The organism is Streptomyces sp. NPDC001493, assembly GCF_053597235.1.
This window is the reverse complement of sequence record NZ_JBSFHV010000003.1, coordinates 93,783-120,743: the sequence shown is the minus strand read 5'-3', so window position 1 is coordinate 120,743 and position 26,961 is coordinate 93,783. Positions and strand designations below refer to the sequence as shown.

23 protein-coding genes are annotated in these 26,961 nt (G+C 73.1%); 9 read left to right on the top strand and 14 right to left on the bottom strand.

Annotated elements, in window-relative coordinates:
• The first annotated feature begins 34 nt into the window (after positions 1 to 34).
• Complete coding sequence (locus tag ACWCWD_RS05685) at positions 35 to 958, top strand: rhomboid family intramembrane serine protease (protein ID WP_450770526.1); 924 nt, start codon at positions 35 to 37, stop codon at positions 956 to 958.
• 205 nt (positions 959 to 1,163) lie between these two features.
• On the opposite strand, the gene ACWCWD_RS05680 is transcribed toward ACWCWD_RS05685, so the two are convergent.
• From ACWCWD_RS05680 to ACWCWD_RS05670, 3 genes are all read right to left on the bottom strand, one after another.
• Positions 1,164 to 2,624, bottom strand: a complete 1,461-nt coding sequence (locus tag ACWCWD_RS05680) for a glutamate synthase subunit beta (RefSeq protein WP_386890739.1) — start codon at positions 2,622 to 2,624, stop codon at positions 1,164 to 1,166.
• The gene (gltB, locus tag ACWCWD_RS05675; protein WP_450770524.1) at positions 2,617 to 7,176 is read right to left on the bottom strand and encodes a glutamate synthase large subunit; all 4,560 of its coding nucleotides are present in this window, start codon (positions 7,174 to 7,176) and stop codon (positions 2,617 to 2,619) included. The genes ACWCWD_RS05680 and gltB overlap by 8 nt, the downstream gene beginning before the upstream one ends.
• A gap of 516 nt (positions 7,177 to 7,692) precedes the next feature.
• On the bottom strand, positions 7,693 to 8,427 hold the full coding sequence (locus ACWCWD_RS05670; RefSeq protein ID WP_450770523.1) for a VIT1/CCC1 transporter family protein: 735 nt from the start codon (positions 8,425 to 8,427) through the stop codon (positions 7,693 to 7,695).
• A gap of 452 nt (positions 8,428 to 8,879) precedes the next feature.
• On the opposite strand from ACWCWD_RS05670, the gene ACWCWD_RS05665 reads away from it, so the two are divergent.
• The 7 genes from ACWCWD_RS05665 to ACWCWD_RS05635 all read left to right on the top strand — a co-directional run bounded on the left by ACWCWD_RS05665 (position 8,880) and on the right by ACWCWD_RS05635 (position 16,828).
• Positions 8,880 to 10,001, top strand: coding sequence for an ADP-ribosylglycohydrolase family protein (locus ACWCWD_RS05665; protein ID WP_450770521.1), 1,122 nt, complete (start codon positions 8,880 to 8,882; stop codon positions 9,999 to 10,001).
• Positions 9,998 to 11,242: an ADP-ribosylglycohydrolase family protein gene (locus tag ACWCWD_RS05660; RefSeq protein WP_450770520.1), complete on the top strand. Its 1,245-nt coding sequence runs from the start codon at positions 9,998 to 10,000 to the stop codon at positions 11,240 to 11,242. The genes ACWCWD_RS05665 and ACWCWD_RS05660 overlap by 4 nt, the downstream gene beginning before the upstream one ends.
• Complete coding sequence (locus ACWCWD_RS05655) at positions 11,187 to 12,371, top strand: ADP-ribosylglycohydrolase family protein (protein WP_450770518.1); 1,185 nt, start codon at positions 11,187 to 11,189, stop codon at positions 12,369 to 12,371. The genes ACWCWD_RS05660 and ACWCWD_RS05655 overlap by 56 nt, the downstream gene beginning before the upstream one ends.
• Complete coding sequence (locus tag ACWCWD_RS05650; protein WP_450770517.1) at positions 12,368 to 13,825, top strand: ADP-ribosylglycohydrolase family protein; 1,458 nt, start codon at positions 12,368 to 12,370, stop codon at positions 13,823 to 13,825. Before ACWCWD_RS05655 ends, ACWCWD_RS05650 begins: the two co-directional genes overlap by 4 nt.
• The gene (gene rbsK, locus ACWCWD_RS05645) at positions 13,822 to 14,706 is read left to right on the top strand and encodes a ribokinase (protein ID WP_450770515.1); all 885 of its coding nucleotides are present in this window, start codon (positions 13,822 to 13,824) and stop codon (positions 14,704 to 14,706) included. Before ACWCWD_RS05650 ends, rbsK begins: the two co-directional genes overlap by 4 nt.
• Positions 14,703 to 15,914 carry a CaiB/BaiF CoA transferase family protein gene (locus tag ACWCWD_RS05640; protein WP_450770514.1) on the top strand — a complete coding sequence of 404 codons (1,212 nt, stop codon included), beginning with the start codon at positions 14,703 to 14,705 and terminating at the stop codon, positions 15,912 to 15,914. Before rbsK ends, ACWCWD_RS05640 begins: the two co-directional genes overlap by 4 nt.
• 83 nt (positions 15,915 to 15,997) lie before the next feature.
• A complete protein-coding gene (locus tag ACWCWD_RS05635) occupies positions 15,998 to 16,828 on the top strand; it encodes an HpcH/HpaI aldolase/citrate lyase family protein (protein WP_450770998.1) in 831 nt (276 codons plus the stop codon).
• A 98-nt stretch (positions 16,829 to 16,926) separates the two neighbouring features.
• Here the strand turns inward: ACWCWD_RS05635 and lgt are convergent, their stop codons facing one another.
• The 11 genes from lgt to hisI all read right to left on the bottom strand — a co-directional run bounded on the left by lgt (position 16,927) and on the right by hisI (position 26,242).
• Entirely contained in the window at positions 16,927 to 17,979 is a 1,053-nt protein-coding gene (gene lgt, locus ACWCWD_RS05630) for a prolipoprotein diacylglyceryl transferase (protein WP_450770513.1), read from the bottom strand.
• A gap of 100 nt (positions 17,980 to 18,079) precedes the next feature.
• Positions 18,080 to 18,898: a DsbA family protein gene (locus ACWCWD_RS05625; protein WP_450770512.1), complete on the bottom strand. Its 819-nt coding sequence runs from the start codon at positions 18,896 to 18,898 to the stop codon at positions 18,080 to 18,082.
• 75 nt (positions 18,899 to 18,973) lie between these two features.
• Positions 18,974 to 19,813: a tryptophan synthase subunit alpha gene (trpA, locus tag ACWCWD_RS05620; RefSeq protein ID WP_450770510.1), complete on the bottom strand. Its 840-nt coding sequence runs from the start codon at positions 19,811 to 19,813 to the stop codon at positions 18,974 to 18,976.
• Positions 19,810 to 21,096, bottom strand: coding sequence for a tryptophan synthase subunit beta (trpB, locus tag ACWCWD_RS05615; protein WP_450770508.1), 1,287 nt, complete (start codon positions 21,094 to 21,096; stop codon positions 19,810 to 19,812). Before trpB ends, trpA begins: the two co-directional genes overlap by 4 nt.
• 171 nt (positions 21,097 to 21,267) lie before the next feature.
• A complete protein-coding gene (trpM, locus tag ACWCWD_RS05610; RefSeq protein ID WP_450770506.1) occupies positions 21,268 to 21,552 on the bottom strand; it encodes a tryptophan biosynthesis modulator TrpM in 285 nt (94 codons plus the stop codon).
• Positions 21,553 to 21,561: 9 nt separating this feature from the next.
• The gene (gene trpC, locus ACWCWD_RS05605) at positions 21,562 to 22,371 is read right to left on the bottom strand and encodes an indole-3-glycerol phosphate synthase TrpC (RefSeq protein WP_450770504.1); all 810 of its coding nucleotides are present in this window, start codon (positions 22,369 to 22,371) and stop codon (positions 21,562 to 21,564) included.
• Between the two features lie 117 nt (positions 22,372 to 22,488).
• Positions 22,489 to 23,073, bottom strand: coding sequence for a DUF2752 domain-containing protein (locus ACWCWD_RS05600; RefSeq protein ID WP_450770502.1), 585 nt, complete (start codon positions 23,071 to 23,073; stop codon positions 22,489 to 22,491).
• A 135-nt stretch (positions 23,074 to 23,208) separates the two neighbouring features.
• Complete coding sequence (locus ACWCWD_RS05595; protein ID WP_450770500.1) at positions 23,209 to 23,460, bottom strand: HGxxPAAW family protein; 252 nt, start codon at positions 23,458 to 23,460, stop codon at positions 23,209 to 23,211.
• A gap of 154 nt (positions 23,461 to 23,614) precedes the next feature.
• Positions 23,615 to 24,265 carry a TIGR02234 family membrane protein gene (locus tag ACWCWD_RS05590; protein ID WP_450770499.1) on the bottom strand — a complete coding sequence of 217 codons (651 nt, stop codon included), beginning with the start codon at positions 24,263 to 24,265 and terminating at the stop codon, positions 23,615 to 23,617.
• Positions 24,266 to 24,326: 61 nt separating this feature from the next.
• Entirely contained in the window at positions 24,327 to 25,835 is a 1,509-nt protein-coding gene (locus ACWCWD_RS05585; protein WP_450770498.1) for an anthranilate synthase component I, read from the bottom strand.
• Between the two features lie 11 nt (positions 25,836 to 25,846).
• Positions 25,847 to 26,242, bottom strand: coding sequence for a phosphoribosyl-AMP cyclohydrolase (gene hisI / locus ACWCWD_RS05580; RefSeq protein WP_450770496.1), 396 nt, complete (start codon positions 26,240 to 26,242; stop codon positions 25,847 to 25,849).
• Positions 26,243 to 26,327: 85 nt separating this feature from the next.
• On the opposite strand from hisI, the gene ACWCWD_RS05575 reads away from it, so the two are divergent.
• A complete protein-coding gene (locus ACWCWD_RS05575) occupies positions 26,328 to 26,960 on the top strand; it encodes a TIGR03085 family metal-binding protein (RefSeq protein ID WP_450770494.1) in 633 nt (210 codons plus the stop codon).
• The last annotated feature ends 1 nt before the right edge of the window (position 26,961 follow it).

The following is a 26,961-nucleotide window of genomic DNA, read 5'->3' as shown; positions in this document are numbered from 1 at the left end:
CCGCGCACCACCTCGCCCAGTGAAGGAGCCGGTCATGGAGGCCGACACCCCCGCCGACACCCCCACCTGTTACCGCCATCCGTCCTTCGAGACGCATGTCCGCTGCACCCGCTGCGACCGCCGGATATGCCCGGACTGCATGCGGGAGGCCGCGGTCGGCCATCAGTGCCCGGAGTGTGTACGGGAGGGCAACCGCACGGTCCGTCAGGCGCTGAGCCTCTTCGGCGGCCGGGTCCCGTCGGGCACGAAGCCTCTGGTCACGTACGCGCTCATCGCCCTGAACGTCCTCGCCTACATCGCCGAGGTCGTGAAGCCGGAGGTCCTGGACCGGTTCGGGATGCTCGGGGCGGTGCTCCTCGGGCCCGATGGCTCCATGTACGTGTACGACGGCTATACGCCGCCCGGTTTCGAGACGATCGGCGTGGCCGGCGGCGAGTGGTACCGGCTGCTGACCGGCTCGTTCCTGCATCTGCCGCCGGACTCCTCGATCGGCGTGATGCACCTGGTCTTCAACATGCTGGCGCTCTGGAACCTCGGCCGGGACGTGGAGACCCAGCTCGGCAAGGTCCGGTACACGGCCCTGTACCTGATCTCCGCGGTGGGCAGTTCGGTGCTGGTGTACGTACTGGCGCCCGACAGCAACACCGTGGGGGCCTCCGGCGCGATCTTCGGCCTGGCCGCCGCGCTCTACGTCATAGGCCGGCGGCTGGGCCGCGACGTGGGCCAGCTGAACCGCTTCATGGCCGGGTTCCTGGTCTGGATGGTGATCTCCGCCTTCTTCACCTCCTGGCAGGGCCACCTCGGCGGCCTCCTCACCGGCGGCCTGGTGATGTCCGGGCTGGCGTACGCCCCCGCGAAGCTCCGCAACGGCCTCGCGCAGAGCGTCGCCGCCGTGGTGCTGCTGGGTCTGCTGGTGCTCGTGGTGGTGCTGAAGACGAACGCGCTGACGGGCGGCTGAGCCCCCTGAAGCGCGAAATGCCCGGCACGGAGTCGTCCGTGCCGGGCATTTCCGTGTTCCGGCTACCGCCCCCGGACGCGCCACGGCGCCCACCCAAGTCCGGTCGGGGACGAGGTAGGCGCCGCGTTCAGTTCCGTACGCCGTTGTACGGGACGTCTGCTCCGGGGCCGGCCGCGGAAGTGCGGCCGGTTCCGGCGATCGGGGGTCAGACCATCAGGGAGCGGTCCGTCGGGCGGATCGGGGCCGGCAGGGCGCTGGTCCCGGTCAGGAAGCGGTCCACGCCGCGTGCCGCGGAGCGGCCCTCGGCGATGGCCCACACGATGAGCGACTGGCCGCGGCCGGCGTCACCGGCGACGAAGACGCCTTCGACGTTGGTGGCGTAGTCGGCGTCGCGGGCGATGTTGCCGCGCTCGTCGAGGCCGAGGCCGAACTGCTCGACGAGGCCGTTGGCCTGGTCGGTGCCGGTGAAGCCCATGGCGAGGGTGACGAGCTGGGCCGGGATGACGCGCTCGGTACCGGCCTTCTGCTCCAGCTTGCCGTCCTTGAACTCCACCTCGATGAGGTGCAGGGACTGGACGTTGCCGTCCTCGTCGCCCTCGAAGTGGGTGGTGGAGACGGAGTAGAGCCGCTCGCCGCCCTCCTCGTGCGCGGAGGTGACCTTGTAGAGCATGGGGAAGGTCGGCCAGGGCTGGTTGGCGTTCCGGTCCTCACCGGGCCGCGGCATGATCTCCAGCTGGGTGACGGAGAGCGCGCCCTGACGGTGGGCGGTGCCCACGCAGTCGGCTCCGGTGTCGCCGCCGCCGATGACCACCACGTGCTTGCCCTCGGCGCTGATCGGGGAGACCGTCAGGTCGCCCTCCTGCACCTTGTTGGCGAGCGGGAGGTACTCCATGGCGAAGTGGACGCCGTTGAGTTCGCGGCCCGGGACCGGGAGGTCGCGGGAGACCGTGGCACCGGCCGCGACGACGACCGCGTCGTAGCGGCGGCGGAGCGCGTCGGCCGGCATGTCGGCGCCGATCTCCACCTCGGTGCGGAACTTGGTGCCCTCCGCGCGCATCTGCTCGATGCGGCGGTTGATGTGCGACTTCTCCATCTTGAACTCGGGGATGCCGTAGCGCAGCAGGCCGCCGATGCGGTCGGCGCGCTCGTACACGACGACCGTGTGGCCGGCCCGGGTCAGCTGCTGGGCGGCGGCCAGTCCGGCGGGGCCGGAGCCGATGACGGCGACGGTCTTGCCGGAGAGGCGCTCGGGCGGCTGCGGGGTGACGTCGCCGCTGTCCCACGCCTTGTCGATGATGGAGACTTCGACGTTCTTGATGGTGACGGCCGGCTGGTTGATGCCGAGCACGCACGCCGACTCGCAGGGAGCCGGGCACAGCCGCCCGGTGAACTCCGGGAAGTTGTTCGTGGCGTGCAGGCGCTCGGACGCGGCGGTCCAGTCCTCGCGGTAGGCGTAGTCGTTCCACTCGGGGATGAGGTTTCCGAGCGGACAGCCGTTGTGGCAGAACGGGATGCCGCAGTCCATGCAGCGGCCGGCCTGCTTGCTGATGATGGGGAGCAGGGAGCCCGGAACGTAGACCTCGTTCCAGTCCTTGACGCGCTCGCCCACGGGGCGGGTCTGCGCGACCTCGCGCCCGGTGGTCAGGAAGCCCTTGGGGTCAGCCATTGGTCGCCGCCTCCATCATCTTCTCGGTGGTCTCCTGCTCGGAGAGACCGGCGAGCTCAGCGGCGTCCTTGGCGGCGAGCACTGCCTTGTAGGTGGACGGGATGATCTTGCTGAAGCGGGTCACGGCGGTGGCCCACTCGGCGAGGAGCTTCTCGGCGACGGTCGAGCCGGTCTCCTCGTGGTGGCGGCGCACGACGTCGTGCAGCCACTGGGCGTCGGCCTCGGTGAGTTCCTCGATCGCGCCGAGGTTCCCCGAGTTGACGTTGTCGCGGTTCAGGTCGATGAGGTACGCGACCCCGCCGGACATGCCGGCGGCGAAGTTGCGGCCGGTCTCGCCGAGGACGACGGCGTGGCCGCCGGTCATGTACTCGCAGCCGTGGTCGCCCACGCCCTCGGAGACGACGGTGGCACCGGAGTTGCGGACGCAGAAGCGTTCGCCGGTACGGCCCCGCAGGAACAGCTCGCCGCCGGTGGCGCCGTAGCCGATGGTGTTGCCCGCGATGGTGGAGTACTCGGCGAGGTGGTCGGCGCCGCGGTCCGGGCGGACGATGATCCGGCCGCCGGAGAGGCCCTTGCCGACGTAGTCGTTGGCGTCGCCCTCCAGGCGGAGGGTGACTCCGGCGGGGAGGAAGGCGCCGAAGGACTGGCCGGCCGAGCCGGTGAAGGTGATGTCGACGGTGTTCTCGGGCAGGCCCGCGCCGCCGAACTTCTTCGTGATCTCGTGGCCGAGCATCGTACCGACGGTGCGGTTGATGTTGCGGATGGCGACCTGGGCGCGGACCGGCTGGGCGGCTTCCGCGCTGTCGGCGCCGAGCGCGTCGGCGGCGAGCTTGATCAGCTGGTTGTCGAGCGCCTTGGCGAGGCCGTGGTCCTGCTCGTGGATCTGGTGGCGGACCGCGCCCTCGGGGAGCTCGGGCACGTGGAACAGCGGCGCCAGGTCGAGGCCCTGGGCCTTCCAGTGCGTGATCGCCCGGTCGGTGTCGAGGAGTTCGGCGTGGCCGACCGCCTCTTCGATCGTGCGGAAGCCCAGCTCGGCGAGGATCTCGCGGACCTCCTCGGCGATGAACTGGAAGAAGTTCACGACGTACTCGGCCTTGCCGGAGAAGCGGTCGCGCAGCACGGGGTTCTGCGTGGCGATGCCGACCGGGCAGGTGTCGAGGTGGCAGACGCGCATCATGACGCAGCCGGAGACGACGAGCGGGGCGGTCGCGAAACCGAACTCCTCGGCGCCCAGCAGTGCGGCGATGACGACGTCGCGGCCGGTCTTGAGCTGGCCGTCGGTCTGCACGACGATGCGGTCGCGCAGGCCGTTGAGGAGCAGGGTCTGCTGGGTCTCGGCGAGGCCGAGCTCCCAGGGGCCGCCCGCGTGCTTGAGGGAGGTGAGCGGGGAGGCGCCCGTTCCGCCGTCGTGGCCGGAGATCAGGACGACGTCCGCGTGGGCCTTGGACACACCGGCCGCGACCGTGCCGACACCGACCTCGGAGACCAGCTTCACGTGGATGCGGGCCGCCGGGTTGGCGTTCTTGAGGTCGTGGATCAGCTGAGCCAGGTCCTCGATGGAGTAGATGTCGTGGTGCGGCGGCGGCGAGATGAGGCCGACGCCCGGGGTGGAGTGCCGGGTCTTGGCGACCCAGGGGTAGACCTTGTGGCCGGGCAGCTGGCCGCCCTCGCCGGGCTTGGCACCCTGCGCCATCTTGATCTGGATGTCGTCGGCGTTGACGAGGTACTCGCTGGTGACACCGAAGCGGCCGGAGGCGACCTGCTTGATGGACGAGCGGCGCGCCGGGTCGTACAGACGGTCGGCGTCCTCGCCGCCCTCGCCGGTGTTCGACTTGGCGCCGAGCTGGTTCATCGCGATGGCGAGCGTCTCGTGCGCCTCGCGGGAGATCGAGCCGTACGACATGGCGCCGGTGGAGAAGCGCTTGACGATGTCGGCGACGGACTCGACCTCGTCGACGGAGATCGGGGCGCGGTCGGACTTGAAGCCGAACAGGCCGCGGAGCGTCATCAGCCGCTCGGACTGCTCGTTCACCCGGTCCGTGTACTTCTTGAAGATGTCGTACCGGCGGTTGCGGGTGGCGTGCTGGAGGCGGAAGACCGTCTCCGGGTCGAACAGGTGCGGTTCGCCCTCGCGGCGCCACTGGTACTCGCCGCCGATCTCCAGCGCGCGGTGCGAGGCCGCGATGCCGGAGGCGGGGTACGCCTTGGTGTGCCGGGCGGCGACCTCCTTGGCGACGACGTCGAGGCCGGCGCCGCCGATCTTGGTGGCGGTGCCGTTGAAGTACGTCGCGACGAAGGCCTCGTCGAGGCCGACGGCCTCGAAGACCTGGGCGCCGCGGTAGGAGGCGACGGTGGAGATGCCCATCTTCGACATGACCTTGAGGACGCCCTTGCCGAGGGCGTAGATCAGGTTGCGGATGGCCTGCTCGGGCTCGATGCCCTCGATGAACGTACCGGCGCGGACGAGGTCCTCGACGGACTCCATGGCGAGGTACGGGTTGACGGCGGCGGCGCCGTAGCCGATCAGCAGGGCGACGTGGTGGACCTCGCGGACGTCACCGGCCTCGACCAGCAGGCCCACCTGAGTGCGCTGCTTGGTGCGGATGAGGTGGTGGTGGACGGCGGAGGTGAGCAGCAGCGACGGGATCGGCGCGTGCTCGGCGTCGGAGTGCCGGTCGGAGAGGACGATGAGGCGGGCGCCGTCCTCGATGGCGGTGTCGACCTCGGTACAGATGGCCTCGATGCGGGCGGCGAGGGCGTCGCCGCCGCCGCTGACGCGGTAGAGGCCGGCCAGGGTGGCGGCCTTCATGCCCGGCATGTCGCCGTCGGCGTTGATGTGTATCAGCTTGGCGAGCTCGTCGTTGTCGATCACCGGGAAGGGCAGCGTGACGCTGCGGCACGTCGCGGCGTTCGGCTCCAGGATGTTGCCCTGGGGGCCGAGCGAGGAGCGCAGCGAGGTGACGAGCTCCTCGCGGATGGCGTCCAGCGGCGGGTTGGTGACCTGGGCGAAGAGCTGGGTGAAGTAGTCGAAGAGCAGCCGGGGCCGGGCGGAGAGCGCGGCGATGGGCGAGTCGGTGCCCATGGAGCCGAGCGGTTCGCCGGCGGTGCGGGCCATCGGGGCGAGGATGACGCGGAGCTCTTCCTCGGTGTAGCCGAAGGTCTGCTGGCGGCGGGTGACCGAGGCGTGGGTGTGCACGATGTGCTCGCGCTCGGGGAGGTCGCCGAGTTCGATCTCGCCGGTCTCCAGCCACTCCTCGTAGGGCTGCTCGCCCGCGAGGCCGGCCTTGATCTCGTCGTCCTCGATGATGCGGTGCTCGGCGGTGTCGACGAGGAACATCTTGCCTGGCTGGAGGCGGCCCTTGCGGACGACCTTGGCGGGGTCGATGTCGAGGACGCCGACCTCGGAGGAGAGGACGACGAGGCCCTCGTCGGTGACCCAGTAGCGGCCGGGGCGCAGTCCGTTGCGGTCGAGGACCGCGCCGACCTGGGTGCCGTCGGTGAAGGTGACGCAGGCGGGTCCGTCCCAGGGCTCCATCATCGTGGAGTGGTACTGGTAGAACGCGCGGCGGGCCGGGTCCATGGAGTCGTGGTTCTCCCACGCCTCGGGGACCATCATCAGCACCGAGTGCGGCAGCGAGCGTCCGCCGAGGTGGAGGAGCTCCAGGACCTCGTCGAAGGAGGCCGAGTCGGAGGCGTCCGGGGTGCAGACGGGGAAGATGCGGTCGAGCGCGGCCTCGCCGAAGAGTCCGGAGGCGAGCTGCGACTCGCGGGCCTTCATCCAGTTGCGGTTGCCCTTGACCGTGTTGATCTCGCCGTTGTGCGCGACGAAGCGGTACGGGTGTGCCAGGGGCCAGCTGGGGAAGGTGTTGGTGGAGAAGCGGGAGTGGACGAGTGCGACGGCGGTGGCGAACCGGCGGTCGGACAGGTCGGGGAAGAACGGCTCCAGCTGTCCGGTGGTGAGCATGCCCTTGTAGACGAGGGTGCGGGCGGAGAGCGACGGGAAGTAGACACCGGCCTCCCGCTCGGCACGCTTGCGCAGGACGAAGGCCTTGCGGTCGAGAGCGATGCCGGTGCTGGTGCCGTCGGCGACGAAGATCTGGCGGAACTCGGGCATGGTGGCGCGGGCGCCGTTGCCGAGGAGGGCCGGGGCGACCGGGACCTCGCGCCAGCCGAGGACGGTGAGGCCCTCTTCGCCGGCGATCTTCTCGATCTCCGCGACGGCGTCCGTGGAGCCGTCGGCGGGGAGGAAGGCGATGCCGACGGCGTACGCGCCGGCTTCCGGGAGGTCGAAGCCGGTCTCTTCGCGAAGGAAGGCGTCCGGGACCTGGAGGAGGATTCCGGCGCCGTCGCCCGAGTCGGGCTCGGAGCCGGTGGCGCCGCGGTGTTCGAGGTTGCGCAGTACGGTCAGCGCCTGCTCGACCAGCGCGTGGCTGGCCACACCGGTCAGGGTGGCGACGAACCCGACACCGCAGGCGTCGTGTTCGTTACGGGGGTCGTACATCCCCTGCTGGGCGGGGCGACCGTCCATGGGCGACCAGGCGTGGATGCGCATCGGCTCTCCCGTCGTCGTCGTGGCATATGCATTGCCGAGGGACGACGTTGGCCCTCTGCGAAATTTCGTGCAGGTTACATGATGGGGCGCTTCTCGATAAGCGGAAGGCCCGTTCCAACATGCGGACATTGCATCGCTGAGGATGGGGCCGCAGTCGGAGAGATCAACGCCCGGGGAGCCACAGGGAGCAGGCGCCGTTGCCTGCGGTGTCTGAGGCTCATGCCCGGCAGCCATGCGTTCGAAACCAGGAAGTAACGATTACTTATGTGGAGTCTCGCATAGGCTCTCATTTTACGTTGCGTGGGCCACATCCGCCCAGAGGCGGAAACCGGGACGTACGTCACACGTATTTCCGGGGTATTGCGGGTTGCTTTCCGGGGCGTTGTGTGGATGGGCCGCACGGGTGAACGGTCCGAGGCTCTCCGCTCACCGGTCGGGCGGCGCCCTGTGGCCTCACCGGTCGGACGGCGCCCTGCCGAGGAATCCCGGCCGCCCGAGGGACGACCGCCCGGCGGGTCAGCCGCCGACCGCCACCCCGAAGAGCCCGCCGAGGGCGTAGGTGAGCGCGGCGGCGGCCCCGCCCAGCGCCAGCTGCCGCAGCCCGCTGAACCACCAGCTGCGCGCCGTCACCCGGGCCACCACCGCGCCGCAGCCGAAGAGTCCGAGCAGAGCGAGCAGGACGGCGGGCCAGAGCGCGGTGGCGCCGAGCAGGTACGGCAGCAGCGGCAGCAGGGCGCCCAGCGCGAAGGCCGCGAACGAGGAACCGGCGGCGACGAGCGGCGACGGCAGGTCGCCGGGGTCGATGCCGAGCTCCTCGCGGGCGTGTATCTCCAGGGCCTGCTCCGGGTCCTTCGAGAGCTGGCGGGCGACCTCGGCGGCCAGGTGCGGCTCGACGCCCCGGGAGACGTAGAGCTCTGCCAGCTCCCGCATCTCGTCGTACGGGTGCTTGCGCAACTCGCGCCGCTCCACGTCGAGTTCGGCCTCCACCAGCTCCCGCTGCGAGGCGACCGAGGTGTATTCGCCGGCCGCCATGGAGAAGGCGCCCGCGGCGAGGCCGGCCAGCCCGGTGATGACGATGGTGCGGTGCGAGACGTCACCGCCCGCGACCCCGGTCATCAGCGCGAGGTTCGAGACCAGGCCGTCCATGGCGCCGAACACGGCCGGGCGCAGCCAGCCGCCGTTGACGTCCCGGTGGGTGTGGTTGTCGCGGTGCGCCTCGTGCAGTGCGGCGTCGGTCTCGATGATGGACACAGTGCTCCCCTATCCGCCGGCGGCTCCGCAGCCCCTCCGCCGCCGCCCGACACCATCGAAAGTACGCACGAAAATCGGCGCCCGCCAGCAAGGCAGGCCGTACTTACCACCGCTCTGACCAGGCAAGACAGGCATGGCTCACCTTCCTTGGGGAGCCTTCGCGGGGCCCGGTCGGCGCCTTCGCGGGGTCCGGTCGGCGCCCTTTCGGGCGGGTCCGTCCCCGTTCACCCGTCCGGCTGCTCCGCCGGTGGCGCCCGTCATCCTTTCGGGTAGAGCTTTGGAAGGCGGATCCCCGTCCTTGCCTGGTTTTCCCGTTCCTCCGTCCAGCACCGCGCTTCGTTTCGTCTAGCTTCATCCGCATGGCCCTTTTATTCCGGTTGTCAGCCTTCCCGGCCGTCGGGCGTGGCACAGATCGGACAGAGGGAAATCGTGTACGGACGAAGGGTCGACCGATGGAACCGATCACGGGCAAGGACCGGGCCCGGGGCGCATTGCTCGGGCTGGCCGTCGGGGACGCGCTGGGTGCCCCGGCGGAGAACCTGAGACCGTCGGAGATCCGCGCCCGGTGGGGCCGGATCGAGGGTTTCGTCAGCGACGACCCGGCCGGTACGGACGACACCGAGTACGCGATCTTCTCCGCGCTGCTGCTGGCCCGCCACGGTTCGGCCCTCACCGTCGCCGACGTGGACCGGGCCTGGCACCACTGGATCGCCGATCTGGACGAAGGACCCTTCCGGGGCGCCGGGTTCAGCGAGCGCGGCACGCTGGAGAACCTGCGCCGGGGGCTGGCCGCGCCGATCTCCGCGCAGCACCGGCACGCGTGGAGCGACGGACTCGCGATGCGCGCGGCCCCGTTCGGGGTGTTCGCGGCCGGGCGGCCCGCCGAGGCGGCCCGGCTGGTGGCGATCGACGGGCAGGTCAGCCACGACGGCGAGGGCATCTACGGCGGCCAGGCGGTCGCGGCCGGGGTGGCGGCGGCGATGGTCGGGGCGGGCCCGGCCTCGGTGATCGCGGCGGCGCTTTCGGTGGTGCCGATGGACTCGTGGACCGCGCGCTCCCTGCGCCGGGCGGTGACCGCCGCCCAGCGCGGTTACCCGGACCGGCTCACGGCCGAGCGCGCGGTGCGGTCGGCGGTGGTGATCGGCGGCTACCCCTGGACGGACCTGGCGCCGGAGGCGGTGGGGCTGGCGTTCGGCGCGTTCACGGCCGCGCGGGGCGATTTCCGTACGGCGGTGCTGATGGCGGTCAACATGGGGCGGGACGCGGACACCACGGCGGCGGTGGCGGGCGCGCTGGCCGGGGCCTGGCGGGGGACGGCGGCGATCCCCCCGGAGTGGGCCGCAGCGATCGGCCCGGTGCGCGGCAGCTGTCTGCCCTCGATGCGGGGCTACCACGTGCTGGACGTGGCGGAGTTGCTGACGGCGGGCGACCCCGCGGGCACGCCGGAGGAGGCGCGGCCGGTGGCCGCTCCCCCGGCGGTTCCGGACCCCGGGGCCACCGGCCCGGAGCAGCCGGACCGGGCGGACGAGCCCGCGCCGGTCTCCCTGCTGCACGCGGAAGGGGCGCTCCGATGACCGCCGCCGGTACGGAGGCCGCGCGCCCGGGGATCGAGCACCGGGAGATGACCCGGCGGGCGCGGATCGAGGGCCTGCTGCTGGGGCTCGCCGCCGGGGACGCGGCCGGCTGGCCCGCCGCCCGGCACCGGGCGGCCCGGATGCCCGAGTGGACCCGGCGGCTCACCCGGGAGCTGGACACCTTCGCCGAGCAGAACGCGACGACCACACTGCCGGTGCCGATCGCGCTGAACCAGCCGCCCGAGCCGCTGCGACTGGGCCCGTCGGACGACGCCGAGTGGGCCGCGTTCGCCGCCGGTACGGTGCTGGCGGCGGCGGCCGACGAGGCGCACGGGCTCACTCCCTCCCGCCGGATGCGCGACGCGGTGGACCGCGCCTGGAACGCGCTGGCCGCCAAGGTCGCGGCGGCCAGCGAGCGGGCGCCGGAGGTGGAGGCGGCGGTGCTGCCGCTGCGCGCCCGGATCTCGGTGCGCGCCGGGCTCGGCAACCTCGCCGCCGGGCTGCGGCCCCCCGCCACCGGGCACGACAACCCGCACTACTTCGACGACGCGGCCTGCGTGCGGGCCGCGGTGCTCGCGGTGGTGCACCCGGGCGATCCGGCCGCCGCGGCGGCGCTGGCCGAGTTCGACGCCCGCTACACGCAGGACGGCGACGGGGTGCACGGCGCGCGGGCCATCGCCGCCGCGATCGCCGAGGCGCTCGCCGGGGCGGACGTGACGACGGTGGTCGACGCGGCGCTCGCGCAGCTGCCCGAGGGCACCGAGATCGCCCGCAACGCGGTGCACGCGGTGCGCCTGGCACGGGAGTTCGCGGACGAGCCCGCCGGGGCGTTCTCGCTCGTCCCGGTGCTGGAGCATCAAATCGTCGACCACGTCTACAGCTACGGGATCGCGGCCGCCGAGACGGTGCCGGTGGCGCTGGCGCTGACCACCGCGGCTCGGGGGCAGATCGCGCAGGCGGTCCCGGCCGCCGCGTGCCTGTCCCGGGTCGCGGATTCGGCGCCCGCGCTCGCCGGGGCGCTGACCGGGGCGCTCGGCGGCATCCGGACCGTACCGTCCGGGTGGCGGGAGGCGTGCCGGACGCTCGCCGGATGCGCGCTGCCCCGGCTCGCGGGCATGGATCTGATCGAACTCGCCGGGCTGCTCGCAGCCACGGAACAGGCCGCCCCGGGTGGACAATTCAGCCATGATGCACACAGTGAGTACTCAACACCCCGTATCGGACACGCTTTCCCTCGATGAACGAGTGAGCGGCGCCCTCGTCGGCGCCGCCGTCGGCGACGCCCTCGGGGGCCCCGTCGAAGGCTGGACCTCCGAGCAGATCGCGGAGCGGCACGGCGGGCGGGTGCACGGGATCGTCGGCCCCTGGTACGGCGACGACTGGCGCACCGCCCGCCCGATCGCCCCGTACCACAAGGGCGATGGGCACGTCACCGACGACACCTTGATGACCCACGCGCTGGTGCGGGTCTACGACAAGGTCCGCGACCACCTGGACGCGTACTCCGTCGCCACGCACCTGGTCCCGGACCTGATCTCCACCCCGCGCTGGATTCCGGAGCTGGAGGCGGAGGCGCTGCCGCTGCAGCGGATCTTCCTCGCGGAGAAGTGGCTCGTGGCGCGCGTCCACTACGGGCACGTCGACCCGCGCGAGGCGGGCAGCGGAAACATCGTCAACTGCGGTGCGGCGATGTACATGGCGCCGGTCGGACTGGTCAACGCGGCCCATCCGGAGGCGGCTTACGCGGAGGCGCTGGAGGTGGCGGCGCCGCACCAGTCCAGTTACGGCCGGGAGGCGGCCGGGGTGTTCGCGGCGGCGGTCGCCGCGGCGTGCACGCCGGGCGCCACGCCCGTCTCCGTGGTGGAGGCGTGCCTGGCGCTCGCCAAGGACGGTACCCGCGCGGCGATCGAGGCGGTGTGCGAGGAGGCGGCCCGGCACGGCGATCCCGAGTCGGCGCTGGTGCCGCTGCGGGAGGCGGTCGCCCCCTTCGACACGGTCGGCCCGGACTACCGCTCCCCCTCGCTGGGCGCCCGCAGGCCGTCCCGGCTGCACGCGATCGAGGAACTGCCTGTCGCCTTGGGCATGCTGCTGGCCGGCGGCGGCGACTACCGCCGTACGGTGCTGGGTTCGGTGAACTACGGTCGCGACTGCGATTCGATCGCCACCATGAGCGGGGCGATCGTCGGGGCACTGTACGGCGAGGCGGCGGTGCCCGAGGAGTGGGCGAAGACGGTCGCCGGGGCGAGCCGGCTCGACCTGCACGCCCCGGCGCGCACCCTGACGGCGGTGGCGCGCGAGGTGTTCGCCGCCGACACCGCCCGCCGCCGCGCCCACGAGGCGGCCTTCGCGGTCCTGGCGGGTGAGCGGTGAACGTACGGCTGACCTGGGTCCAGCCCGAGGACCTGATCGGGCACGAACTGCGCCAGGCCGGGCAGGACGGCCGCGACGCGTCGGAGATCGCGGCACGGTGGTACGCGGCCGGGGGCCCGCCCGCCCCGGAGCGGGCCGGGGCCTCCGAGCCGCCCGCACCGCCCCGGCTGCGCGCCCTCGCGGAACGGCTGCTCGACGAACTCGCCGGACTGGAATGCCCGTTGGAGGAGCAGGAGCCGACGGACCTGGCGGAGATCCGGGCGCTCTGCCCGCGGTGGCCCACCCCGCCCGTCACCCGGCCCGTCCCCGACCGGGCCCGGCTGCACGCCGGGTGGCTGGGCCGGGCGGCGGGCTGTCTGCTCGGCAAGCCGGTGGAGAAGCTGCCGCTGGAGGGGATCCGCGCGCTCGCCCGGGCCACCGGCAACTGGCCGCTGTCCGACTGGTTCACCGCCCGGGGGGTGCCTGCCGGGCTGCTCGCCTCGTATCCCTGGAACCGCCGCTCGGGACCCACCTCGCTGGCGGAGAACATCGACGGGATGCCGGAGGACGACGACCTCAACTTCCCGCTGCTGACGGTGCTGTTGCTCCGGCGCCACGGGCGCGGCTTCACCACGGACGACCTCGCCCGGCTCTGGCTGGACGAGCTCCCGGCCGGCCGGGTGTTCACCGCCGAGCGGATCGCGTACCGCAATCTGCTGGACGGGGTGGAGCCGCCCGGCACGGCCCGGTACCGCAACCCGTTCCGGGAGTGGATCGGGGCGCAGATCCGTGCCGACGTGCACGGCTGGACCTGCCCGGGCGATCCGGGGGCGGCGGCGGAGCAGGCGCACCGCGACGCGGTCCTCACCCACACGGCGAACGGCGTGTACGGGGCGATGTTCACGGCGGCCGCGCTGGCGGAGGCGGCCGGCGGGGCGAGCGACGTGCACGGGTGCCTGGCGGCCGGGCTGCGGGTGGTGCCGCCGGGGTCCCGGTACGCGCGCGCGGTGCGGCTCGGCATCGAAACGGCCGAGGCGGCGAAGGCCGCGGGGACGCCTGGGGGCGCGGTGACGTCTGGGGTCGTGGGGCCGTCCGGGGGCGCGGGGACGCCTGGGGGCGCGGGGGCGGCGGGCGGCTTCGACGCCGTCGTCGACCGGCTGCACGAGGTCTACGCCGCCACGCACCACTGGGTGCACGTGCTGCCCAACGCGGCGCTGCTGGCCGCCGCCCTCACCCACGCCGACGGCGACTTCACCCGGTCCATCGGCAACGCGGTGATGGGCGGCTGGGACACCGACTCGAACGGGGCGACCGCCGGGTCGCTCGCCGGACTGCTGGCGGGCGGTCCGGGCGCTCTGCCGGACCGCTGGACCGTCCCGCTGAAGAACCGGCTCGCCACCTCGGTGCCGGGATTCGACGGCATCGGCTTCGACACTCTCGCCGAACAGACCTATCAGGAGGCTCTGCGCCCATGACCCGCATCGCGGTGCTCGGCAGCATCAACATGGATCTCGTCGCCTATGTCGCACGGGCGCCCGCACTCGGCGAGACCGTCGCCGGGAAGGAGTTCCGTACGGTCCCCGGCGGCAAGGGCGCCAACCAGGCGGTCGCCGCCGCGCGGGCGGGCGGGGAGGTCACGATGATCGGCGCGGTCGGCGCCGACGCGTACGGCTCGCAGTTGCGGGGCGGCCTGGAGAGCGCGGGGATCGACACCCGTCTCGTGCGTACGGCCCAGGGCGCGAGCGGCACGGCGCACATCGTGGTCGACGATTCCGGTGCCAACGCGATCGTGGTGGTGCCCGGCGCGAACGGCACGGTCACCACGCTCGGCCCCGACGAGCGGGAGGCGGCGGCCTCGGCCGATCTGCTGCTGCTCCAGCTGGAGCTGCCGCTCTCCGCGGTGACCGAGGGGGCGCGGGCCGCGCACGCCCGGGGCGTACGCACCATCCTCACCCCGGCTCCCGTCCAGCCGCTGCCGGACGAGCTCCTGGACCATGTCGACCTGCTGGTCCCCAACGAGCACGAGGCGGCGCAGCTCTCCGGCTACGAGGACCCGGAGGCCGCCGCGCGGGTCCTGCTCCGCCGGGTGCCGGAGGTCGTCATCACCCTCGGTTCGAAGGGCTGCCTGTACGCGGCCCGGGGCGGTGAGCCGGTGCGCTTCCCCGCCCTCGAAGTGACCACGGTCGACACGACCGGCGCGGGCGACACCTTCGTCGGGACGCTGGCCGTGGCCCTCGGCGAGGGGCGTCCGGTGGCCGAGGCGGTCGCCTGGGCGTCCTCGGCGGCCGCCCTCTGCGTCCAGAAGCCGGGCGCGTCCACGTCCATGCCCTACCGAAGCGAGATCGATGCCTCATGACCGAATCCGGGACCACCCCCACGCACACTCCTCTGTCGGGCCTGCGGGTCCTGGACCTCGCCACCCTCTTCGCCGGTCCGCTCGCGGCGACCATGCTCGGTGACTTCGGCGCCGAGGTGATCAAGGTCGAACATCCGCGCAAACCCGATCCTTCGCGCGGCCACGGTCCCGCGAAGGACGGGGTCGGCCTCTGGTGGAAGCTGCTGGGCCGCAACAAGCGCAACCTGACCCTGGACCTGTCGAGCCCCGGCGGGCGGGAGGTGCTGCTGCGGCTGGCGGCGGAGACCGATGTGATCATCGAGAACTTCCGGCCCGGGACCCTGGAGCGCTGGGGTCTGGGCTGGGAGGAGCTGGAGGCGGTCAACCCCCGGCTGGTGCTGACCCGGGTGACGGCCTTCGGCCAGTTCGGCCCGTACTCGCACCGGCCGGGGTTCGGGACGCTCGCCGAGGCGATGAGCGGTTTCGCGTCGATCACCGGTGAGCCGGAGGGGCCGCCGACGCTGCCGCCGTTCGGCCTCGCCGACTCGATCGCGGCGCTCGCCACCGCGTACGCCGTGATGGCCGCGCTCGCGGGGCGCGACCGCACCGGGCGGGGGCAGGTGGTCGACATGGCGATCATCGAGCCGATCCTGACGGTGCTGGGCCCGCAGCCGCTCTGGTTCGACCAGCTCGGCCATGTCCAGCAGCGCACCGGCAACCGCTCGCGGAACAACGCGCCGCGCAACACCTACCGCACCTCGGACGGCCAGTGGGTCGCGGTCTCCACGTCGGCGCAGTCGATCGCCGAGCGGGTCATGCGGCTGGTCGGGCGTCCGGAGCTGATCGAGGAGCCGTGGTTCGCCTCGGGTGCGACCCGGGCGGAGCACGCGGACGAGCTGGACGGGGCGGTCGGTTCGTGGATCGCCCGGCACACCCGGGACGACGCGCTCGCCGAGTTCGAGAAGGCGGAGGCGGCCATCGCCCCCATCTACGACGTGCGGGACGTGATGGAGGACCCGCAGTACCGGGCGCTGGACAGCGTGACCGAGGTGGACGACCCGGAGCTGGGACCGCTGCGGATGCAGAACGTCCTCTTCCGGCTCTCCGAGACCCCGGGCTCCATCCGGTGGGCGGGCCGCCCGCACGGGGCCGACACCGAGGAGATCCTCACCGAACTCGGCCTCACCGGCGAGCGGATCGCGGCGCTGCGCTCTCAGGGGGCGCTGTGACGGCGGCCGAGGCGCGCCCGCGCCCCGCCGCGTCCCTCGCGCCGGGCGACACCTCCTCCAACGGCGCGTACGACACGTCTCCGGTGCCGCTGACCTGGCTGTACGTTCCCGGGGACCGGCCGGAGGTGGTGCTCAAGGCGCTGGGCGCGGGGGCGGACGTGGTGATCGTTGACCTGGAGGACGCGGTCGCCCCGGGCCGCAAGGAGTACGCCCGGTCGGCGACCGCCGAGCTGCTCACCGATCCGGTGACCTGCGCCGAGGACGCCGTGCCTGTCCATGTGCGGGTGCACGGGGAGGACGACGTGCGGGCGCTCGCGGGGCTGCCGGGGCTCTCCGGCATACGGCTCCCCAAGGTCACGCACGCGGCGTCGGTGCACCATGTGGCGGCGCTCGCCCCGGGTGTTCCGCTCTATCCGCTGCTCGAATCGGCGCTCGCGATCGAGCACGCCTACTCGATCGCGACGGCCCACCACGACGTGCGGGGCATCGCGCTCGGGGAGTCGGACCTCCGCGCCGATCTGGGCGTACGGGACGACGTCGGGCTCGACTGGTCGCGCAGCCGGATCGTGGTGGCGGCGCGGGCGGCCGGGCTGGAGCCGCCGACGCAGTCGGTCTTCCCCGACGTGCGCGACCTGGACGGGCTCTGGGCCTCGTGCGGCCGGGGGCGGGCACTGGGGATGCTGGGGCGGGCGGCGATCCACCCGCGCCAGCTGCCGGTGATCGAGCGGGCCTTCCGGCCGACCGACCAGGAGCTGGAGGCCGCCGAGGAGATCGTGGCGGCGGCCCGTACGGACGCGGGCGCGCTGGCGCTGCCGGACGGCCGGTTCGTGGACGCGGCGGTCGCCGCCGCCGCGCACCGCACCCTGGCCCTCGGGCGGCGTACGGCCGGGGCGGCGGGGGCACCGGTCGGCTGACGTTCCCGCCGCCCGGACACGGACCCGGACACGGGCCCGGACACGAGGAAGGCCGCCGCACCCGGTGGGGGTGCGGCGGCCTCGTGGTGTCCTGGGGCTCAGCTCGTACCGGCGGTACGGGCGGCGCCGTCGGTCTCCGGCTCGTCCGCGGCGTCGGTCACGACGGGCTCGTCCGCCCGGTCGGCCTCCGTCGCGTCGGCCTTCGTCGTATCGGCCTTCACCAGGTCGGCCTTGGTGGTATCGGTCGCGTCGGTCGTGCCGTCGGCCTTCGCGTCCGGCTCCGCGTCGGTGGCGGCTTCGGTTCCGGTGCCCGCGTCCGCGTCGCCGTCCTCGTCCGCCGCCCGGGGTTCCACGATCTCCTCGCGGCCGGGACGCACCTTGGCCGAGATCACCAGGTAGGTGACGGCCAGCAGGAAGACGATGATCGCGGTCCACACGTTCAGCCGCAGGCCGAGCACGTGGTGGGCCTCGTCGACCCGCATGTACTCGATCCAGGCCCGGCCGGTGCAGTACGCGGCGACGTACAGGGCGAAGGCCCGGCCGTGTCCGAGGCGGAAGCGGCGGTCCGCCCAGATGACCAGGAGGGCGACACCGACGCACCAGAGCGACTCGTAGAGGAACGTCGGGTGGTAGGTGCCGGCGACCCGGTTCGGGGCCTCGCTGATCTTCAGGCCCCACGGCAGGTCGGTCTTGCGGCCGTAGAGCTCCTGGTTGAACCAGTTGCCCCAGCGCCCGATGGCCTGGGCGAAGGCGATGCCGGGGGCGAGGGCGTCGGCCCAGGCGGGCAGCGGGATGCCCCGGCGGCGGCAGCCGATCCAGGCACCGACCGCGCCGAGGGAGATGGCGCCCCAGATACCGAGGCCGCCCTCCCACACCTTGAAGGCGTCCACCCAGTTCTGGCCGTCACCGAAATACAGCTCGTAGTCGGTGATGACGTGGTAGAGCCGGCCGCCCACGAGGCCGAAGGGCACCGCCCAGACGGCGATGTCGGCCACGGTGCCGGCTCTGCCGCCCCGGGCGATCCAGCGCTTGTTGCCGAACCAGACGGCGACGAAGACACCGATGATGATGCAGAACGCGTAGCCGCGGAGCGGGATCGGGCCGAGATCGATCACGCCGGTCGACGGGCTGGGAATGAAGGCAAGGTTCATGACGGAACCGACGCTACCCTGCCGGGCCGCGCGGGCGGCACGTCGCCCGGCAACGTCTGGGTAACAGGGCTGGAATCCACCGTCCTCCGCTCCACCGTGATCAGGAGGCCGGGGGTGTCGGAGTGAGGGTGCCGGCCGGCTTGCCCTTGTTCGCCTCTTCCACCCACTTCTTGAGGTTGGCGACCGAGATCTGCTCGTCGCCCTTCTTCGGGAAGATGGACTCGCCGTTCAGCAGGGCGGTCGGGGTGCCCTGGAAGCCGCCTTCGCTGAACGCGGCGTTCGACTTCGCGACCCAGGCGTTGTGCTTGCCGTCCTCCACACAGCTGCGGAAGGTCGGGGTGTCGAGGCCGGGGACCTTCTTGGAGAGGTCGATCAGGGTGCTGTCCTTGCCGAAGGCGTCGTCGGTCTCGGCGGGCTGGTTGCTGTAGAGGACGTCGTGGTACGCCTTGAACTTGCCCGCGTCCTGGGCGCAGGCGGCGGCGTTCGCGGCGCGCACCGAGCCCGTGCCGCCCATGTTGCCGTCGATGATCGTGGCCAGGTGGTACTCCACCCTGAGCTGTCCGCTGTCCGTGAGCTCGCCGATCGTGGCGCGGAACGCGCTCTCGAACTGGGCGCAGACGGGGCAGCGGAAGTCCTCCCAGATGGTGAGCGTGGACGGGGCGTCGCTCGCTCCCACCGGGATGGCGAGGTCGTCCTTGCCGGTGGCTCCGGAGGGGGCGACGACGGGGGCCGCGGTGCTGTCGTCGTCGTCCCCGGCGTTGGCCGCGATCAGGCCGATCACGGCGGCCAGCGCCAGCACACCGACCACCGCGCCCGCGACGATCAGGGTGCGGCGGCGGCGCTCGCGCGCCTTCTCCTGCTCACGCTGCTGGACGAGCCGGTCACGCGCGGCCCTTCTTCCTTCATGGTTCTCGCTCACACCCGCAGCAACGAACCGGGGAGGCACTCGCGTGCCTCCCCGGTCCCACTCCACCCGTACGGGTGACGTCATGCGTCAGCGCTTTCGAACACCCTCGGCGAGTTCGCCCGCGAGCGCCTTCACCGCGGCCGTTCCGGCAGCGGCGTCGGGGGCGTCCAGGATGGCCTTGACGAAGGCCGATCCGACGATGACGCCGTCCGCGAACCCGGCGACCTCGGCGGCCTGCGCCGCGTTGGAGACGCCGAGGCCGACGCAGACCGGGAGCGAGGTGGTGGCGCGGGTGCGGGCCACCAGGTTCTGGGCCTGGTCGCCGACGGACGCGCGGGTGCCGGTGACGCCCATGAGGGAGGCGGCGTAGACGAAGCCGGAGCCGGCCGCCGTGATGGTGGCGAGGCGCTCGTCGCGGCTGCTGGGGGCGACGACGAAGACGGTGGCGAGGCCGTGCTTCTCGGCGTTCTCGCGCCACACCGCCGACTCCTGGACCGGCAGGTCGGGCAGGATGCAGCCGGCGCCGCCCGCCGCGGCCAGCTCGGCGGTGAACCGCTCGATGCCGTAGCGGTCGATGGGATTCCAGTAGGTCATCACGAGGATCGGGGCGCCGGTCGCCTCGTACGCCTCGCGGACCGTGCGCATCACGTCGGCGATGCGTACGCCGCCGCGCAGCGCGATGTCGTCGGCGGTCTGGATGACCGGGCCGTCGAGGACCGGGTCGCTGTGCGGCAGGCCCACCTCGACGACGTCCGCGCCGCCCGCGACGGCGGCCTTGACGGCCTCGATGCCGCCGTCCACGGTCGGGAAGCCGGCCGGGAGGTAGGCGATGAGGGCCGCGCGGTTCTCGGCCTTCGCGGCGGCGAGGGTGGTGTTCAGCAGTTCGATGGTGCCGGTGTGGCCGGTGGTGCCGGTGGTGCCGCTCACTTGACGTCCCCCTCGATCTCCGCGCCGGTGCCGGCCGCGTCCGCCTCGACGGCCGCGTCCGTGTCGTACAGCCCGAAGTAGCGGGCCGCCGTGTCCATGTCCTTGTCGCCGCGCCCGGAGAGGTTGATGACGATCAGCCCCTCCTCACCCAGCTGCTTGCCGATCTCCAGGGCACCGGCGAGCGCGTGGGCGCTCTCGATGGCCGGGATGATGCCCTCGGTGCGCGAGAGCAGCCGCAGGGCCGACATCGCGGCGGCGTCGGTCACCGCGATGTACTCGCCGCGGCCGACGTCCTTGAGGTACGAGTGCTCCGGGCCGATGCCCGGGTAGTCCAGGCCGGCCGAGATGGAGTACGGCTCGGTGATCTGGCCCTCGTCGTCCTGGAGGACGTAGCTGCGCGAGCCGTGCAGGATGCCGGGTTCGCCGGCGGTCAGGGTCGCCGCGTGCTCGCCGGTCTCGACGCCGTGCCCGGCGGGCTCGCAGCCGATGAGGCGGACGGAGTCGTCCTGGAGGAAGGCGTGGAAGAGGCCGATGGCGTTGGAGCCGCCGCCGACGCAGGCGATGGCGGCGTCCGGCAGCCGGCCGGCGCGCTCCAGGATCTGGCGGCGGGCCTCCACCCCGATGACCCGGTGGAAGTCGCGGACCATGGCCGGGAAGGGGTGCGGTCCCGCGACCGTACCGAAGAGGTAGTGGGTGTGGTCCACGTTGGCGACCCAGTCGCGGAACGCCTCGTTGATGGCGTCCTTGAGGGTGCGGGAGCCGGACTTCACGGCGATGACCTCGGCACCGAGCATCCGCATGCGGGCGACGTTGAGCGCCTGGCGCTCGGTGTCGATCTCGCCCATGTAGATGGTGCACTCCAGGCCGAACAGCGCGCAGGCGGTCGCGGTGGCGACGCCGTGCTGACCGGCTCCGGTCTCGGCGATGACCCGGGTCTTGCCCATGCGCTTGGTGAGGAGCGCCTGGCCCAGCACGTTGTTGATCTTGTGCGAGCCGGTGTGGTTGAGGTCCTCGCGCTTCAGGAAGACGCGGGCGCCGCCCGCGTGCTCGGCGAAGCGGGAGACCTCGGTCAGGGCGCTGGGGCGGCCGGTGTAGTTGACCATGAGCTCGTTGAGCTCGGCGGCGAAGGCGGGGTCGGCCTTGGCCTTGTCGTACTCGACGGCGACCTCGTCCACGGCGGCGACGAGCGCCTCCGGGATGAACTTGCCGCCGTAGGCGCCGAAGTAGCCTTCGGCGCTGGGGATCAGACCCTCGGGGTCCGGAACGAAGAAGTCAGAGGACATCCGACATGCTCCTGGAGATGGCAACGGGTGGGTTCACCGGATGCGCCGGGGCGGAGCGGAAGACCGCCGCGACCGGATTCGGTCGGGGCGGGTACGGCGCGATGCGTCGACGCGGCACGGACCCTTACGGGTGGGTGCGCGGGACGCGGCCGGCCGGGCTCGCTGCGGCGCTCAGCCGGTGCGCCATCGCATGCCGTTGACCTGTCCCGGCTCGTCGCCGATGACGTAGCGGACCCGGCGGCCGTGCACCCGGCGGGCGGGCGCGCGGCAGCCCCGGTGCCAGAACGGCGGGGCGCAGCGGCGGGGCTGCGGGTGGTCGAGCGGGAGGAGCGGGGGCCGGCCGCCGCCGTGCGCCGGGAGCGCGCGCGGCTCACGCACCGGCGCCCCGGCGGGGCGGGTGCCCTGCGGGGACGGCGGTGCGGAGCGCGGGGGCCCCGGCGGCACGGAGACGGTCACGGCGGGGGTTCAGCCCCGTCCGTGCCGGAGCGCGGGGTGGGTGCCGGCGGCGACCAGGTCGGCGACGGCGGCGCGCGGGTCGCGGCCGGTGACGAGCGACTCGCCGACGAGCACGGCGTCCGCGCCGGCGTTGGCGTACGCGATCAGGTCGTGCGGGCCCCGGACGCCGGATTCGGCGACCTTGACGATGTGGTCGGGGATCTCGGGGGCGACCCGCTCGAAGGTGGAGCGGTCGACCTTGAGGTCCTTGAGGTTGCGGGCGTTGACGCCGACGATGCGGGCGCCGGCGGCGACCGCGCGCTCGGCCTCCTCCTCGTCGTGGGCCTCGACGAGCGGGGTGAGGCCGATGGACTCGGCCCGCTCGATCAGGGAGACGAGGGCCTCCTGGTCGAGGGCGGCGACGATCAGCAGGGCGAGGTCGGCGCCGTAGGCGCGGGCCTCCCACAGCTGGTAGGAGGTGACGATGAAGTCCTTGCGCAGGATGGGGATGTCGACCTTGGCGCGGACGGCTTCCAGGTCCGCGAGCGAGCCGCCGAAGCGGCGCTGCTCGGTGAGGACGGAGATGACGGAAGCGCCGCCGGCCTCGTAGTCCGCGGCGAGCGCGGCCGGGTCGGCGATGGCCGCCAGGGCTCCCTTGGAGGGGCTGGAGCGCTTGACCTCGCAGATGACGTTGACGCCCTCGCCGCGCAGTGCGGCGACTCCGTCCTTGGCCCGGGGGGCGCGTGCCGCGCGGTCCTTGAGCTCGTCGAGGCTGACGCGCGCCTGCCGCTCCGCAAGGTCCGCACGGACGCCGTCAATGATCTCGTCGAGCACACTCACGCGAGCGGCCCCCTTCCGGAACGAACGAATGATGGAGCAGGATCAACCCTCTCGATGGTATCCGCAGGAGGGCGGCGGGCTCGCATCCGGCCGGTCGGCGTCCCAGCAGGTGGTCGTTCAGGGGGCCAGCGCGGCGCCGAACGGGAGGTTCCGTACGACGCTGAAGACCACCACGACCGCGCCGATCCCCCACCACCAGCGGGGCGGGACGCTCGTCCGCAGGGGCTGCCGGCGGGCGGTGCGCACGATCCAGAGCGACCAGAAGGCGGCGAAGAGCACGTAGCCGGTGACGGCGAGGGCGTTGTCGCCGAGGGCGGTCGCGAAGTCGCCGGTGGCGAAGGCGTGGGCGCTGCGCAGTCCGCCGCAGCCGGGGCAGAGCAGGCCGGTCAGCCGGAAGAGCGGGCAGACCGGGTAGTGGCCGGGTTCGTTGGGGTCGACGCCGGCGACGTACCCGAAGGCGCCGGCGACGGCGGCCAGGGTGGCGGCCGGCGCCGCGAACCGCCGCAGGCCGTGCGCCGGGCGGCGCCGGGCGTACGGGGGCGGGGGCGCGTACGGGCCCGGCCCGACGGGACCGTGCCCGGCGGGGGCCCCGGCGTCCGGGGAAGGGAGCGCGTACGGGTCCGGCCCGGCCGGAACGTGCCCGGCGGGGGCCCCGCTGCCCGGGGGCGGCGGGGTCGCGGCGGGGAGGGAAGAGGCGTCCACCCGCACGATTGTGCCCCCGGTACGCGAAGAGGCGCAGCCCGGGACGGGCTGCGCCTCTTCGCGTGTCGCGTGGCCGCTCCTGTCGGGGCGGGACCGCTGCCCGTACGGGCGGGGTCCCTGCTCCGGGGGGCGGCGTCAGTGGCTGAGCTGGGCCTCGCCGGCGCGGGCGCGGGCGGCGGCGTACTCCGGGCTCTCCTTCGGCATGCCGAGTCCGGCCATCTTCATCGCCAGGCCCACGACGGCGCCCAGGAGGGTCACGCCGATGCCGGCCCAGAATCCGGCCGGGTTGGCCGCGACCATGAAGACGCCTGCGACGCAGAAGCCGATGAACGAGATGATGACACCGGTCCAGGCGGCCGGGGTGTGTCCGTGGCTGCTGCCCGCCATGAGTTGCTCCTCGTTGGTGTTGCGCGGTGTGTACCGGGGCTTGCGGTGATGAGGCCCGCCCCCATTGTCCCGTACGCGGAGGCGGGACGTGAGCTGGGGGTGCCGGTGTTCCCCGTCGTGTCCGGGGCTTCCGGGCGGCGGACCGGGCGGTGCGCTAGCCGGTCGGGTCCTCGCCCCGGTCCAGCGCCTTCCACAGCTCCTCGGGCCGGTCGGGGTCCCGGGGGGTCGCGGGGGCCTTGCGGGGGCTGGGGGTGCCGTCGCGTTCGTACCGGCCGGACATGGTGGGCCAGCGGCTCCCGAAGCGCAGCGCGAGCACCCCGGCGACCAGGATGAACAGGCCGCCCAGGGCGGTGACGAAGGGCCACGCGGTGTGGCTGAGGGCGTCGATGGTGGAGGCGGCGTCGCCGGTGGTCGCGGCGGCCTTCTCGTCCAGGGCGGCGCTGTCCGAGGCTCCGATCCAGGAGCTGAGGCCCGCGCCGAGGCCGCTGACGGCCAGCAGCCCGGCGACGACGTAGCGCCCGGTGCCCCGGACGGCGAAGACCGCGACGAGCGCGGCGAGCCCGACGATCGCCAGCGCGGCGGGGACGCCGGTGACGTCCTGGCCGTCGGCGGTCAGCGGGAGGCTGCCGCCGGCGATGGCCGCCTCGCCCCGGGCCCAGGTCTGCCCGGAGGCGAGCAGGACGACGGCGGCCCCGACCGCGCCGAGGAGCAGCCCGAGGGCCAGGCTCCGGCGGCTGCCGGGGGCGTCGGACGCGGTGGTACGGGCACGGGGCTGGGGTACGGGGACGGCGCTCACGCCTTCCACTATCCCCTACCGCCCCGGAGGCCGTCGGGTGCCCCCTGGTCGGCCCCCGCTCCGCCGGGGGTCACCCGAGGGGCGCTCCGTGGTCGCGGAGCCGGTTGGCGGTGTGGACGGCGCGGAGCACGGCGGCCGCCTTGTTGCGGCACTCGTTGTCCTCGGCCACCGGGTCGGAGTCGGCGACCACACCGGCTCCGGCCTGGACGTAGGCGGTGCCGTCGCGGAGCAGGGCGGTGCGGATGGCGATGGCGGTGTCGGAGTCGCCGGCGAAGTCGAGGTAGCCGACGCAGCCTCCGTACAGCCCCCTGCGGTTGGGTTCGAGCTCCTCGATGATCTGCATGGCGCGCGGCTTGGGCGCTCCCGAGAGGGTGCCGGCGGGGAAGCAGGCGGTGAGGACGTCGAAGGCGGTGCGGTCCTCGGCGACACGGCCGGTGACGGTCGAGACGATGTGCATCACGTGGGAGTACTTCTCGACGGACATGAAGTCGACCACTTCCACGCTGCCGGGTTCGCAGACGCGTCCGAGGTCGTTGCGGCCGAGGTCGACGAGCATGAGGTGCTCGGCGCGCTCCTTGGGGTCGGCGAGGAGCTCCTCGGCGAGGGCCTGGTCCTCCTGCGGGGTGGCGCCCCGGTGCCGGGTGCCGGCGATGGGGTGGACCATCGCGCGGCCGTCCTCGACCTTGACGAGGGCCTCGGGGCTGGAGCCGACGACGTCGAAGCCGTCGAACCGGAAGAGGTACATGTACGGGGACGGGTTGGTGGCCCGCAGCACCCGGTAGACGTCGAGCGCGCTCGCGGTGCAGGGCGTCTCGAACCGCTGGGAGGGCACGACCTGGAAGGCCTCGCCGGCCCGGATGCGCTCCTTGATGTCCTCGACGGCCCTCTGGTAGGCCGGGCCGCCCCAGAGGGCGGTGTACGGCGGCAGCTCGGAGGGGGGCAGCACGGCGGGGGCGTTCTCGACGGGGCGGCGCAGGTCGCGTTCCATGGCGTCGAGCCGGGCGACGGCGTCGTCGTACGCCTCCTCGACGCCGCTCTCCAGGTCGTTGTGGTTGATCGCGTTGGCGATCAGCAGGACGGTGCCGTCCCAGTGGTCGAGGACGGCGAGGTCGGAGGTGAGCATCATGGTGAGCTCGGGGAGGCCGAGGTCGTCGCCGCCGTGGTCGCCGATGCGTTCCAGGCGGCGCACGATGTCGTAGCCGAGGTAGCCGACCATGCCGCCGGTGAAGGGCGGCAGGCCCTCGGTGCCCGCGAGGTCGCGGGGGGTGTGCAGCGCTTCGGTGGTGGCGCGGAGCGCCTGGAGCGGGTCGCCGTCCAGGGGGACGCCGACGGGCGGGGTGCCGATCCAGTGGGCCTGGCCGTCGCGGGCGGTGAGCGTGGCGTGGCTGCGGACGCCGATGAAGGAGTACCGCGACCAGGTGCGGCCGTTCTCCGCGGATTCCAGCAGGAAGGTGCCGGGGCGCTCGGCGGCGAGTTTCCGGTAGAGGCCGACCGGGGTGTCGCCGTCCGCGAGGAGCCGTCGGACGACGGGGATGACGCGGCGGTCCACGGCCAGCTTGCGGAAGGTGTCGAGATCCATGTCGGCCGGCCTCACGGGGTGTCGGTGTCAAGCAGGACGTCGCGGTCGAAGCAGGTGCGCGCACCGGTGTGGCAGGCGGCGCCCGTCTGGTCGACCTTGACGAGGACGGTGTCGGCGTCGCAGTCGAGGGCGACGGAGACGACGCGCTGGGTGTGGCCGGAGGTGTCGCCCTTGACCCAGTACTCCTGGCGGCTGCGGGACCAGTAGGTGCAGCGGCCGGTGGTCAGGGTGCGGTGCAGGGCCTCGTCGTCCATCCAGCCGAGCATGAGCACCTCACCGGTGTCGTACTGCTGGGCGATGGCGGGAACGAGCCCGTCCGCGCCGCGCTTGAGGCGCGCGGCCACGGCGGGATCGAGGTTTCCTGCGGGCGGGGTACCGGGCGTACCGGGCGGGGGCGTGCTGCTCATGCGCCCCATTGTGCCGCGCGTACCGGTGCCGGACGGCGCCCGGTCCACTGGGCGGACCCCGTGCCGCGGTCGTAGGCTGGCTTGCATGTCGACCCATGCGAAGCGTGAACGTCTTCTGCTCGCCGACCTGTTGGAGGCGGCGGGCCCCGGGGCACCGACCCTGTGCGAGGGCTGGCTGACCCGCGACCTGGCCGCGCACGTGGTGGTGCGCGAGCGCCGGGCGGACGCGGCGGCCGGGATCGTGGTGGGGCCGCTGAAGAGCCGTATGGAGCGGGTGCGGCAGGAGTACGCGGAGAAGCCGTACGAGGAGCTGATCCAGCTCATCCGCACGGGTCCGCCGCGTTTCTCCCCGTTCGCCCTGAAGCAGGTGGACGAGGCGGCCAACACGGTGGAGTTCTACGTGCACGCCGAGGACGTCCGCCGGGCGCAGCCCGACTGGTCGCGGCGGGAGCTGGACCCGGTCTTCGCGGACCTGCTGTGGTCGCGGATGGAGCGGACCGCCCGGATGCTGGGGCACCGCTCCCCGGTGGGACTGGTGCTGCGCCGCCCGGACGGGCGGACCGCGGTGGCGCGGAAGGGCACCCCGGTGGTGACGGTGACCGGGGAGCCGGGCGAGCTGCTGCTCTTCGCGTTCGGGCGGCAGTCGGCGACGACGGTGGGACTGGAAGGCGACGAGGAGGCGGTGGAGCGGCTCCAGTTGTCGCAGCTGGGGATGTGAG

Bases quoted from the DNA above. Each gene is read 5' to 3' on its own strand.
- ACWCWD_RS05685 (WP_450770526.1), top strand. From the start codon at position 35: ATGGAGGCCGACACCCCCGCCGACACCCCCACCTGTTACCGCCATCCG.
- ACWCWD_RS05680 (WP_386890739.1), bottom strand. From the start codon at position 2,624: ATGGCTGACCCCAAGGGCTTCCTGACCACCGGGCGCGAGGTCGCGCAG.
- gltB (WP_450770524.1), bottom strand. From the start codon at position 7,176: ATGCGCATCCACGCCTGGTCGCCCATGGACGGTCGCCCCGCCCAGCAG.
- ACWCWD_RS05665 (WP_450770521.1), top strand. From the start codon at position 8,880: ATGGAACCGATCACGGGCAAGGACCGGGCCCGGGGCGCATTGCTCGGG.
- ACWCWD_RS05660 (WP_450770520.1), top strand. From the start codon at position 9,998: ATGACCGCCGCCGGTACGGAGGCCGCGCGCCCGGGGATCGAGCACCGG.
- ACWCWD_RS05655 (WP_450770518.1), top strand. From the start codon at position 11,187: ATGATGCACACAGTGAGTACTCAACACCCCGTATCGGACACGCTTTCC.
- rbsK (WP_450770515.1), top strand. From the start codon at position 13,822: ATGACCCGCATCGCGGTGCTCGGCAGCATCAACATGGATCTCGTCGCC.
- ACWCWD_RS05640 (WP_450770514.1), top strand. From the start codon at position 14,703: ATGACCGAATCCGGGACCACCCCCACGCACACTCCTCTGTCGGGCCTG.
- lgt (WP_450770513.1), bottom strand. From the start codon at position 17,979: ATGAACCTTGCCTTCATTCCCAGCCCGTCGACCGGCGTGATCGATCTC.
- trpB (WP_450770508.1), bottom strand. From the start codon at position 21,096: ATGTCCTCTGACTTCTTCGTTCCGGACCCCGAGGGTCTGATCCCCAGC.
- ACWCWD_RS05595 (WP_450770500.1), bottom strand. From the start codon at position 23,460: ATGGCGGGCAGCAGCCACGGACACACCCCGGCCGCCTGGACCGGTGTC.
- ACWCWD_RS05585 (WP_450770498.1), bottom strand. From the start codon at position 25,835: ATGGATCTCGACACCTTCCGCAAGCTGGCCGTGGACCGCCGCGTCATC.
- hisI (WP_450770496.1), bottom strand. From the start codon at position 26,242: ATGAGCAGCACGCCCCCGCCCGGTACGCCCGGTACCCCGCCCGCAGGA.
- ACWCWD_RS05575 (WP_450770494.1), top strand. From the start codon at position 26,328: ATGTCGACCCATGCGAAGCGTGAACGTCTTCTGCTCGCCGACCTGTTG.